This window comes from uncultured Campylobacter sp. (assembly GCF_938030815.1).
Classification (GTDB): domain Bacteria; phylum Campylobacterota; class Campylobacteria; order Campylobacterales; family Campylobacteraceae; genus Campylobacter_B.
The window spans coordinates 1-11068 of sequence record NZ_CALHII010000082.1; the positions used below are offsets into that span (position 1 = coordinate 1).

General features: G+C 43.2%; 10 protein-coding genes and 1 pseudogene. 8 read left to right on the forward strand and 3 right to left on the reverse strand.

All coding sequences use genetic code 11. The features are described 5' to 3' along the window. Positions 1 to 568: 568 nt before the first annotated feature. A complete protein-coding gene (rsmH, locus tag Q0277_RS03020; protein ID WP_297995460.1) occupies positions 569 to 1504 on the reverse strand; it encodes a 16S rRNA (cytosine(1402)-N(4))-methyltransferase RsmH in 936 nt (311 codons plus the stop codon). Positions 1505 to 1568: 64 nt separating this feature from the next. Here rsmH and Q0277_RS03025 point away from each other — a divergent pair, with 64 nt between their 5' ends. The 6 genes and pseudogenes from Q0277_RS03025 to Q0277_RS03050 form a co-directional block, all read left to right on the forward strand. Continuing rightward, positions 1569 to 2129: a class II aldolase and adducin N-terminal domain-containing protein gene (locus Q0277_RS03025; RefSeq protein ID WP_295152874.1), complete on the forward strand. Its 561-nt coding sequence runs from the start codon at positions 1569 to 1571 to the stop codon at positions 2127 to 2129. 132 nt (positions 2130 to 2261) lie between these two features. Further along, positions 2262 to 3719 (forward strand): peptidylprolyl isomerase, encoded by a 1458-nt coding sequence (locus Q0277_RS03030; RefSeq protein WP_297995463.1) that lies wholly within the window; start codon positions 2262 to 2264, stop codon positions 3717 to 3719. Beyond that, positions 3712 to 5082: a cell division protein FtsA gene (gene ftsA, locus Q0277_RS03035; protein ID WP_297995465.1), complete on the forward strand. Its 1371-nt coding sequence runs from the start codon at positions 3712 to 3714 to the stop codon at positions 5080 to 5082. Before Q0277_RS03030 ends, ftsA begins: the two co-directional genes overlap by 8 nt. 22 nt (positions 5083 to 5104) lie before the next feature. Further along, positions 5105 to 6265 (forward strand): cell division protein FtsZ, encoded by a 1161-nt coding sequence (ftsZ, locus tag Q0277_RS03040; RefSeq protein WP_297989947.1) that lies wholly within the window; start codon positions 5105 to 5107, stop codon positions 6263 to 6265. Then, positions 6266 to 6784 (forward strand): pyridoxamine 5'-phosphate oxidase family protein, encoded by a 519-nt coding sequence (locus Q0277_RS03045; RefSeq protein WP_297995468.1) that lies wholly within the window; start codon positions 6266 to 6268, stop codon positions 6782 to 6784. It begins immediately after the preceding gene. 94 nt (positions 6785 to 6878) lie between these two features. Then, a pseudogene (locus Q0277_RS03050) lies at positions 6879 to 7295 on the forward strand (ABC transporter permease subunit); the annotation flags it as partial. Here the strand turns inward: Q0277_RS03050 and Q0277_RS03055 are convergent. Next, positions 7274 to 7456 carry a hypothetical protein gene (locus tag Q0277_RS03055; RefSeq protein WP_297995471.1) on the reverse strand — a complete coding sequence of 61 codons (183 nt, stop codon included), beginning with the start codon at positions 7454 to 7456 and terminating at the stop codon, positions 7274 to 7276. The pseudogene Q0277_RS03050 and the gene Q0277_RS03055 overlap by 22 nt on opposite strands. A 250-nt stretch (positions 7457 to 7706) precedes the next feature. Between Q0277_RS03055 and Q0277_RS03060 the strand changes: the two genes are divergently transcribed. Together Q0277_RS03060 and Q0277_RS03065 are read left to right on the forward strand one after the other, a co-directional pair. Continuing rightward, a complete protein-coding gene (locus Q0277_RS03060; protein WP_297995473.1) occupies positions 7707 to 8516 on the forward strand; it encodes a class I SAM-dependent methyltransferase in 810 nt (269 codons plus the stop codon). Positions 8517 to 8782: 266 nt separating this feature from the next. Beyond that, positions 8783 to 9895 (forward strand): hypothetical protein, encoded by a 1113-nt coding sequence (locus tag Q0277_RS03065; protein WP_297995475.1) that lies wholly within the window; start codon positions 8783 to 8785, stop codon positions 9893 to 9895. 291 nt (positions 9896 to 10186) lie between these two features. On the opposite strand, the gene Q0277_RS03070 is transcribed toward Q0277_RS03065, so the two are convergent. Continuing rightward, positions 10187 to 11008 carry a cation:proton antiporter gene (locus Q0277_RS03070; RefSeq protein WP_297995478.1) on the reverse strand — a complete coding sequence of 274 codons (822 nt, stop codon included), beginning with the start codon at positions 11006 to 11008 and terminating at the stop codon, positions 10187 to 10189. Between the last annotated feature and the right edge of the window lie 60 nt (positions 11009 to 11068).

Genomic DNA, 11068 nt, shown 5'->3' on the forward strand with positions numbered 1-11068 from the left:
TCGTTTTTTGCACCACAGGCTTACGAAAATTCGCTTTGGTGGGTAAAAATCGAGCTCACTTTACCAAGATTGACTATTTATAAAATTTTGTCAAATAATCTGAAAAACCGCTTAAAATTTTTACTACGTCTTTGATGCGCTTTAAAACGCTAAGCGAAAGATATAGCTTGCAAGATAAGCTCTATCATCTAAAAAAAATCAATGAAATTATGGCTCACTTGCAAAATTTCTTTAATGCAAAGGACTAGATTTGGCATTACGCCGCTTGCTTTAGGCGCCAAATTTTAACTCTCACTCTGTTTTGTATCTATGCTGCCACTTAGTTTTTAAAATATGCAGCAGCTAAATCTCATAAAATTATACATTAAATTTAGCGTAAAATTCAACGTTAAATTTTATGATTTAGACATTGCGCGTTTGAAATAACGCTGAAAATATCATAAATTCTAAAGCGAATCTTTGAAAGCTGGATTTCAAAATTCCGTAAAATTTTAAAATTTAATGCTTGCAAATCTGTAAATTTTACAAAATTTCGTCAAAATTTAAAATTTATAGCAAGCAAAGGCGGTTATTTCAGTCGAAAAATTCTTAGCTTCGCGCTCGCTGCTCGCGAGTTTTTTGCAAGCTCTTGCGCGTCTGCTATTATAGGGCTTTTGGTTAGGATTTTACCTAACGAATGCCCGCCGCCGCATTCACAGCGCATAAACTCTCTAGGACAGATGCAATCGTGCTCCCACGCTCTAAATCGCTCCTTTACTATGCGGTCTTCAAGCGAATGGAATGAAATTATAGCGACAGTTACATTAGTTAGAATTGAATCGCGCGATTTTTGCTCAATGAGCGTGAGCAGGCGCTTTAGCTCGCCAAGCTCGTCGTTTACCTCGATGCGGATCGCCTGAAATGCTAGCGTAGCCGTGCTGATGCTGCGCCCTTTAACGGGCTTCGTTCCGATTAAATTTGTCAAAGCTTTGGCGCTTGTTAGCGGTGCGTTAGCCCGTGTAGTAGCTATTTTAGCAGCGATTGCGTTAGCGTTTGTTAGCTCGCCGTATTCGTGAAAAATGCGCGCCAGAGCCGCTTGTGAGTAGCGGTTTACGACATACGCCGCATCTAGCGTTGCGCTCTCGTCCATTCGCATATCCAGCGCGTCGCTTTTAGTGGAGAAGCCACGACAGTTTTTATCTAGCTGAAGCGACGAAACGCCGATGTCGGCTAAGATCCCGCGAACTGCGCGGAGCTTTTGCTCGGGCAGAATTTCTAAAATTTCGCTAAATTTTGCTTTGTGGATTTCTATGCGATCTTTAAATTTACTGAGCCGCTCGCGCGAAAATTCTATCGCTTCGGCATCTCTGTCGCAAGCGATAAGCTTAAGGTACGGATTAGCGGTCAAAATGCCCTCGCTGTGCCCTCCGTAGCCTAGCGTGCAGTCGATAACGTAGCCGTCCTCAAGCTGCGAAAATGCGGCGATCGTTTGCGAAAAAAGTACCGGAATATGTGGAGCTTGCACTTAAATTTATCCTTTTGAAATTTCTAATCCTATATAATAGCGAAATTTTTTACAAAGGCGAGAGATGGACGAGTATTATTATGAAATTTTACGCAAAATTTCGCTTTCGATGTTTAGAGATAGGCTTTTTGGGATCTTTCACGGCTCGATTTCAGCAAAAATTAAAGAAAATCAGTTTTTGATCAACAAAAAAGACGCGATTTTCGATAGCCTGGATAGGGATGATTTTATAACGCTGTTTTCAAAAAAAGACTACCGCTGGCAGGATGCTAGCATCGATAGCGATATACATATAAATATCTACAAAAATATAAAAGAGGCAAAATTCGTAACCTACGCGACACCGCCATATCTTGTCGCATATACGCTGGAGCATGATTTTATTTTGCCACGAGATTACTTTGGGGTGAGCAAATTTAAGCGCATTGAAATTTACGATCCTAAGAACTACGACGACTGGCACGAGCGCGCGCCGTATGAAATTTGTAACTATATGATAAATGAAAATAGCGATATAATGGTGATTCGCGGCTATGGGGTTTTTGCCCATGCAAGGAGCGCGCAGCAAATGGCGAAAAAAATAGCGATTTTAGAAATGAGTTCAAAGCTGCTTTTGCTAAGCTAAGATTAATGTATACAAAATCATTTACTAACGCGTTATAATTCGCCAAAAATGCCTATTTTTCAGCCTTACATAAGGTTTTATCTGTATAATTACTAACAAAAAATTTCTTTAGTTAGCTATTTAAGGATTTAGATGATAGAATGGATGCAAAAGCATAAGAAGTCACTTATACCGACTATTTGGATAAGCACGATAGCTTTCGTGGGCGCAGGCTTCGTCGGCTGGGGCGCATACGATATGAACGCTAACCGCGCAGGCTCAATCGCTAGAGTAGGGCAGATTTCCATAACAAATCAAGAACTAAACACAAAATACTCCGAACTATACAACAGGCTGAGTGCTATGAGCGATGGGCAATTTACTCAAGAACAAGCCAAAAATATGCATCTAGATCAGATCGCAGTAGATCAGCTAATCGGTGAGGCGTATTTTCTAAATTTTGCTAAAGACTTAGGCGTTCAGGCTAGTGATAAAGATGTAGCGGAATTTGTGCTAAACTCGCCGAATTTCCAAGAAAATGGCGCATTTAGTAAGGAACTTTACAACAACGTAGTAAAAAATTCCGGACTTACTAAAAAAGAATTTGAGCGCAATCTACAAAAGGTCCTAACTTTAGAAAAGCTCGGCAAAGCGCTAAAAATAACGCCTAGCCCTAAGATCGTAGAAGCATTTGCGGCATCGCAGCTGATGCAGGATAAGGTTTCTGCAGAGATAATCTACGCAGACGCTAACGTCACTTTTAATGACGACGAGCTAAAGAAATTTTGGGAAGGCGAGAAATCGCACTTTATGACCGAGAAAAAATATACTCTCGGAGCATATTTTGTGGCACCTAGCAATGTCGATGTGAATGATACGGAACTAAGTAAATTTTATGAAGGACACAGAGGCGAGTATAGAAGCCTAGATGATAAATTATTGGATTTTGCAGAGGCTAAACCTAACGTCTTAAAAGATTACCGAATGGATCAGGTTAAAAAAGACGCTACAAAGGATTATCTGGAGATTAAAAAAGGTAAGCTCGATACTAATGAAACTATAGTTGCTACGGCTAGCAATTTTCCAATATCTGAGATTGAGGTTGCAAAGCCAGGAGATGTCATCAAGCCTTTCGAGTACAAAGGCGGATATTTGATTGCTAAACTAAACGGTGTAGAGCAGCCTAGGCAGATGAGCTTTGAAGAGGCTAAGTCTTTGGCTTCTAAAGAATTTGAAGCGAAGAAACGTAAAGAGCTACTTGAAAAAAGAGCTCAAGATGCGCTCAAAAATTTCAAAGGCGAAGATTTCGGCACCTTATCTCTAAATAGTAAAAACAATACCAAGCTAAGCGATGACGAATTTTATAAATTTCTTATCGATATGTTTAATAAGCCGGCTAAAGAAGGTATAGTGATGTTTGATAACAAAGCCGTAGTGTATAAAATTTCACAGCAGAGCCTAGGCAGCAGCGAAGAGATAGATAAAGAAAAAGCGATCATAGCCGATAGGATAACCACGTTATTAAATTCTAATCTGCAAGATGATCTAACCAAAATGCTAGAAAAGCGCTATAAAACCGAAAGATATTTTAAAGGTAAAGACAGTGAGTGAGTATATTTTAGGTCTAGATATAGGCTCAACTAAAATTCGCGCGATAATCGCTAAAAATGATGGCATTTTTACGGTCTTAGGCGTTGGCGGAGCCGATACTTTAGGTATCAAAAAGGGCGTTATAACAAACATAGAGCAAGCCGCAGGCTCAATAAAGCAGGCGGTAAAAGCGGCTGTAAAAGGAGCTGGCAGAAGCTACGATAAAGCCATTATATCTATCTCGGGCTCATACGCCAAAAGCGTTAAATCTCGCGGTGTCATAACCATGGAAAATGAGATCGGGTTGGATGAAATAAAGCGTGCCATGCAGGTTGCCGAAGCTCAGGCTAACGTGCCTAGCGATAGCGTGATTTTACATGTGCTTCCGTATGATTTTAGGGTTGATGAGCAGGAACACATCGAAGACCCTCTCGGTATGAGCGGTACCCGCCTGGAGGTATCCACGCATATCGTCATCGCTCCCGAAAGCTCAATTAAAAATTTGAAAAAATCCGTAGAGATGGCGGGCGTAAAGGTAGATAACATCGTCCTTTCGGGCTACGCATCATCCATATCCACGCTTAGCAAGGACGAAAAAGAGCTCGGCGTAGTGCTGATTGACATGGGCGGCGCTACATGCGATATAGTCATCCACCTGGGGAATTCCTTGCGTTATAACGATGTTGTGATGTTTGGCTCTAATAACGTTACTAACGATCTATCTCGCGCTCTGCATACGCCGCTTCCGTATGCGGAAAACATTAAAATTACCTATAACGATCTAATTAATCAAGGCAATAGCGAAGTCGAGCTGCCTGCTTTAGGAGATAGCGAGTCAGAAAACCACATCATAAGCCTTGAGATCATCTCTCAAGTCATCCTGGCTCGCGTTAAAGAGACCTTCGATATGATAGCCGATAAGATCGAAAGAAGCGGCTATAAAGACCGCATAGGCGCAGGTATCGTGATCACCGGCGGTATGGCGAAGCTAGACGACGTGCGTGACTTGGCGGCGATAGTTTTTGATAACACATCCGTTAGGATCGCAAGGGCCAAGACCGTAAGCGGTCTACACGAGATCGCTGAAGATATCGGAAATTCTTGCGCTTTGGGGCTTTGCATGTATGGATTTGGTGAATTTACCCCTTACGAGATGGACTCTAACGGCAAGCTTCGTTATAAAGATGAGATAATAAATAAAAATCCAAAGAGAAACATAAACGACTATTACGAAAAAGAGGTTAGCAAGGCGATAGAAAAGGACGGCTCAAGAGCTGACGGCAGTGCGGCAGCCAAAAAAGACGATCTGAATATCCAACTTCCAAAAAAAGACGGAACAAATTTTTTCAATAAAATTTGGTCGTCTATGAAAAATTGGTTTTAAAATTTAAGCTAAGGAGATACTCGTGAAAGGATACAGTATGGAAGAAAGAAAGGGCATCTACGGTGCCAAGATGAAGGTGATCGGCGTCGGCGGCGGCGGATGCAATATGATCAATCATATGATTCGCGAGGGTTTTACTAAAACAGACGTCGAACTAATGGTGGCTAACACCGATGCACAAGCTTTAGAAAAATCGATCGCAAATACTAGAATTTTACTCGGCGAAAGCACCACCAAAGGCCTTGGCTGCGGTATGGATCCAGCCCTTGCTAAGATGGCTGCAGAGGAGAACTACGACGATCTTAAGGATCGCTTGGACTACTCCGACATTGTTTTCGTTGGCTCCGGTCTAGGCGGCGGTACCGGTACGGGCGCTGCACCTATCGTCGCTAAAGCTGCGAAAGAGAAAAAGGCGCTAACTATTGGCGTCGTTACGACCCCTTTCGGTTTTGAGGGTAAAAAGCGCATGCGACTAGCGCAAGAGGGTCTTGAAGAGCTTAAAAAAGAGTGCGATTCCATAATCGTTATCCCAAATCAAAATTTATTGAAGATCATCGATAAAAAAACCGGCCTAAAAGATGCCTTTAAAATCGTAGATAATGTCCTATTCCAAGCCGTAAACGGTATGATCTCCGTGATCTTAGAGTCCGGTGACAGCGATATCAACGTCGATTATGCCGACGTCAAAAAGGTAATGACTCACCGCGGTTTGGCGCTTATGGGTATCGGCGTTAGCGAAGGTGATGGCGCGGCAGAAGAAGCGCTAAAAAGTGCGATCCAATCTCCGCTTTTGGACAATACCTCCATCCACGGCGCTATGGGTGTGCTAGTGCATTTTAAGATGTCGCCTGATTGCTCCTTGCTTGAGATCGAATCCGCGATGAATATCATCGAAGATACCGTGGATAAGGATGCCGACGTTACCTGGGGCACCACCACCGATCCTAAGATGGAAAATAACCGCGTCGAGGTTACTCTCATCGCCACCGGCTTTGAAAGGAGCATCGAGGAAAAAAAGCAGGTCGCCAGCGATAACGTAGCGGATCGCAGAAAGGCGCTTTTAGAGAGCATGGGTCGAAATTCTATCTTTTCTAGACAAAAGGTAAGTAGCGGCGATTTTAACGGAGACGAAACCTACGACGAGCTCGACGAGCCCGCATTCCTACGCAACCAGATGGACTAAATGCGTAGACGAGATAGGCAGCTAAGCGAAGATGAGGCGTTAAAAATCATCGACGAGAGCGAATATGCTACGCTTAGCTGCATAGACGAGAGCGGCGAAATTTTTAGCGTGCCTATCTCGCCCGTGCGCGATGCAGACATTATTTATATCCACGGCGCGCCTGCCGGTACAAAGGCGAAACTCTTTCAAAACGGACGCGCGGTAACGGCGGTTTTTGTTAGCTACAACCGCGTTCCTACCCCAAGCGACGAAGAATACCGATCTATCGCAAACGATGCTGCCGCTTTAGGCTCTAGAGTTTATACGACAGAATATCGCAGCGCAATCGCCGTTTGCGAAGCAAACGAAATTCTAGATGACGAGCGTAAAATTTATGCCCTGCGGATACTATGCGAAAAATACACCCCAAATTACATGTCGCGCGTAGAATTCGCCTCCAAAGCATCCCTAAAACGCACGAAAGTGTATGAGCTTAAAATAAAATCCGTAACCGCAAAGGCTAAAATTTTATATAATTAAATTTAAGAAATCTAAATTTAAATTGCTTGATTTCTTAAAATTTCAAGTTTGAATGTTAGGCAAATTTTAATCTGAAATTTCGTATCGCTAAATTACAAAGCTTCTTGTGGGCACGAGCATCGGCACCACCGCGGCGATCGTGCCGCTTACTATCGGCTCGGCGCCCTTTATCGCTCGCCTCATCGAAAGCGCGCTGCTGGAGGTCGATAGCGGCGTGATCGAGGCGGCAAAGAGCTTCGGTGCGAGCAAGACGCAGATTATCTTTCGCGTGATGTTCGTCGAAGCGCTGCCTAGTATCATCGGCGCGATTACGCTCACGCTCATCGTCATCATCGGATTTACGGCGATGGCGGGCACTGTCGGCGGCGGCGGGCTCGGCGACGTGGCGATCCGCTACGGCTTTCAGCGTTTCCGCCCCGATATAATGGCATACACCGTCGTGATCCTGATCGTACTCGTGCAGATAATCCAAAGCATCGGAAATTTATTCTATAAAATCACGAAAAAGTAGGGGTTTAGACGGGGCCTCTTGCTATCGCGAAAAGTAAATGTACGAGCGATGACGCATATCGCAAACGGTATTTGACTGCGCCCAAGCTTTGTCTTTTTGTGTTCGTATCCGGCTATTTGTACTCTTGCTTGCATTGAAATTCTACGCTTAGCTTCGGGCATTCATTCTCCGTGTTCGTAGTGGCAGGTTAAAATTTTGATTTATGAGCGGACTTTCTAAAATTTAGCTACGATCGTTCGGTGAAAATTTAAAGAATTTCGAGCATATAAAATACGCAGGGGTGGGCTTGCCTTAGTATTTCTCGCCGGGCGGTTTGAAATTTCAGGCGGGTTTGGGCGCGGCGCATAAATTTACGCTAAAATTTAACTAAAATCGGTGCGGTCTGCCCGCTAAATTCAGGAAAGGATAATGATGATTTTAGCTTCAAACTACGATGAAATCGACTTTGACGCGCTTTATAAGGCGCAAAAAGCAAAGAGCTCGTTCGGTAAAAAACTAGCCGAGCATTGGGACAAAAAGGCGCCGAGCTTCAACGAAGGCGTGATGAAAAGCGCCTACGCGCGCGAGTTTATAGACAAAGTCGATTTTGCTGGCGTCTCCACGCTGCTTGATTTCGCGTGCGGCGCGGGCGCGTTAAGCGTGCTGGCGGCGGAAAAGGTGGATAAAATTTACGGCTACGATTTTTCGCCCAAAATGCTGGAATTCGCCCGCGAGAACGCTAAAGCCTACGGCGCAGAAAACGCTAAATTTGCGCAAAAAGCCTTCGAGGACGACTGGTCTGACGTGCCTGAGTGCGACGTGGTTTTAGCTTCGCGCTGCCTTGAGGTGGACGATCTAAAAACCGCGCTTGGAAAGCTTCTTTCAAAGACCAAAAAGGCGCTTTATATCACGTTTAAGGTGGGCGGCAGCTTCGTGGATGATGAAATTTTGGATGCGATAGGGCGCGAAGTGGAGCAAAAGCCAGGCTTCGTCTATCTTTTAAACATCCTGTTTCAAATGGGCTATATGCCGAGCCTCAGCTACATTAAAGCCCAATGTCACGGCGGCGGAGCGAAAAGCGCGGAGGAGTTTGTGCAAAAGACGCGCTGGGGGCTTGGCGGCGAGCTAAGCGAAACGGAGGAGGCGCGGCTAGCGAAGTATTTTAACAGCGGCGAATACGAGCCAAAGCGGGATTTTATGCACTGGGCGTTCGTGCGGGTGGATAAAACGAATGAGCTTTAGCTTAGTTGCCTTATTTTATGAATGAAGCAAGATAAATTTTGAAGCTAAATTTAGCTAGAAAAGAAGCGTAAATTTAGCCTGCCAAAAATTTTATCGATAAAATTGCAAGAGCCGGTAAGTATTCATTTTTAAAAATTTAATGCAAAATCGAGATTGTTTGCCTGCTAAAAAAGAAGCAAGCCAAAAAAATCTCGCTTCATTAAATTTAAAACACTACGGAGTAAAAAAGCAAAATTTGAGCTAAAATAACCAGGAAAGGCGGTAAAATGCAAACGCAAAAAGACAAAACCCCTGCGGACATCAGCCAAATTCCGCAAGAAATTTTAAAAAGCTACGATAGATTTCGCTTTTGTAGATATCTGTTTTTTGGGACACTTTTGACATTCCTAATTTATATCGTCGTGTTTCTTACGTTTGTAAATGATGCGCCCATAATGTCGTTTTTATGCATGCTCGCGCTATCTGCGATAAATATACTCGTCTGCCTAAACAGGCTGAAGTATAAAAAATACGCCCTGCTTTTATTTAGCGATGCAGATAAGGCATTTATGCTTATATGGATACATGTGGCTGCGATATTTTATGTCCTTTATGCTTTGGTCGGATTTTATTTACAGATAAAATATCACATAGACTGGGATACACGTCAGATTATACCCGCTATTTTTATCGCTATTCCGGTGGCGATAATAACATATAACGCAAATCCGGAATTCGACGCCGATGAGACCGTGTATCTACCAGCGCCAAAATCGCAGACAAAAATCGGCGGAGCGGTCGCTGATAAAATTTCTGGCGAGCAAAATTTTAACAAAACAAACGGCAAGGCGCAAGGTGCCCAAGATGAAGCCGCTAAATTTGAGCAAAAATTTAATGACGCGAGCCTTGAAACAGAATCTATCCAAAGCAAAGAGGAAGCGCTGGAGTACGGCAAAGCTCTAGCACAAATTGCAAAAAATTTAAAGCAAAAATATCAACTTCACCGTTTGATCAGATTTGCTTTCGTGAGTTTTGCGACAACGGTTTTTTTGATTTTATTTTTACCAAATTCGTACGAAGTACACTGGGCGTTTATAGTTAGCGCCGTTTGCACGCTTATATTTCTCTTTTCAAAGCGCAGATACAGCAAACTTTTCGTAGAAAATCCCGAAAAAAGCAATACGATTTTCGCGATAGAAAATTTTGCGATTATGACATTGGTTTTGTATTATCCCATTATGGCTATAGCGTTATGGTTTGCCGGCGGCGGTAGTGAATCTAGCGATATAGGGCTATTTTTTGGCTTATTTTATCTTCTAGCAGTGACGCCTGTGTCCGTTATTACTACCCTTGTTTGCCTAGTACGCAACTTAAGCGTTTATAAAGAGATAAAAGAGTGAAATTAGTAAAATTTAAACGAGTTTTTAAATAACTTTATCGCGCGAATATACTTCATCAGCTCCTTGTCGGAGTATCCTTTTGCTGTGGAATGACAGCTTAAATTTAGAATTTAAATCAATCCAAAGCAGCACTTTGCGTCTTTAAATTTGCAAGCCCGCCATTTAAATATATCTATTTATCTACGTTCATTAAAACGCTTTAAATTAGCTGAGTATAGAAGTAAGAAAATAAAGAGCGTGGAGATTTTAGGCATAGCAAATGCGTTTAAATTTGATCTTAAACGCTCAAGGCTACTGCGTTAGCTTGCATTTCAGCGCCTCTTGTAAAAGCGCATTGGCTACTACTCTCTCCTTTTTTACGAAGATAAAATTTTCGCCGTATTCGCTCTGCAGCTCGCTTTGTGGATCGGCACCCGTATGCATCACTATGATATTTGCTTTTAAATTAGAGCCGTTTAGCATCTTGGCGACGATGTCGAGCTTTTGCTGATTTGCTATCGTTAGGATGATGACCGACGCTTCGCGCGCATGCAGCTCGTCGATTGCGGTTTTTTGCATTATATTTACAAAGTATATGTTCTCTCCGCGCGATTTACCCAGATCTACAAGCTCTAAATCGCTCTCGGCGACTACGTATAGCAGCCCCTGATCTTTAAGGCGTAGCACAACTTCTTGCCCTATCCTGCCGTAGCCTGCTACAATGATGTGATTTTTCATCGGCGGGATTTGAGTTTTATGCTCCTCATCCTCGAGCTTTTCAACCTTGGACTCGAAACGGTTGGCGATTTTGTTTAAATTTTTAAGAATAAACGGCGTTAAAATCATCGTCGCTGTTACGACTGTAATTAAAATTTGCCCGTTTTCCTTACTTAGCATATCGCGGCTCATCAACAGCGAAAAGATCGCAAGTGCAAACTCACCTATCTGGCATAGCGACAGCGCCGCTTTTAGCGCTATCCTTTTGCCGGTCGAGAGAAATAAGATCGCGTAAATCACAACTGTTTTAAGCGCCATTATAACGATAATAGCGAGCAGAATCAGCCCATAGTGCGAGACGATTACTTCGAAGTTTATCTGCATGCCAATCGTGATGAAAAAAAGCCCGAGCAGTATGTCTCGAAACGGCGGCGCTCACCTGGGCGTCGGTGAAATCCGAGCCCGACACGGCAACCT

What these genes read in the sequence shown, in the direction of transcription:
- Q0277_RS03045 (WP_297995468.1), top strand. Translation starts at nt 6,266, where the DNA reads ATGCGTAGACGAGATAGGCAGCTAAGCGAAGATGAGGCGTTAAAAATC.
- Q0277_RS03065 (WP_297995475.1), top strand. Translation starts at nt 8,783, where the DNA reads ATGCAAACGCAAAAAGACAAAACCCCTGCGGACATCAGCCAAATTCCG.
- Q0277_RS03030 (WP_297995463.1), top strand. Translation starts at nt 2,262, where the DNA reads ATGATAGAATGGATGCAAAAGCATAAGAAGTCACTTATACCGACTATT.
- Q0277_RS03025 (WP_295152874.1), top strand. Translation starts at nt 1,569, where the DNA reads ATGGACGAGTATTATTATGAAATTTTACGCAAAATTTCGCTTTCGATG.
- Q0277_RS03055 (WP_297995471.1), bottom strand. Translation starts at nt 7,456, where the DNA reads ATGCCCGAAGCTAAGCGTAGAATTTCAATGCAAGCAAGAGTACAAATA.
- Q0277_RS03060 (WP_297995473.1), top strand. Translation starts at nt 7,707, where the DNA reads ATGATTTTAGCTTCAAACTACGATGAAATCGACTTTGACGCGCTTTAT.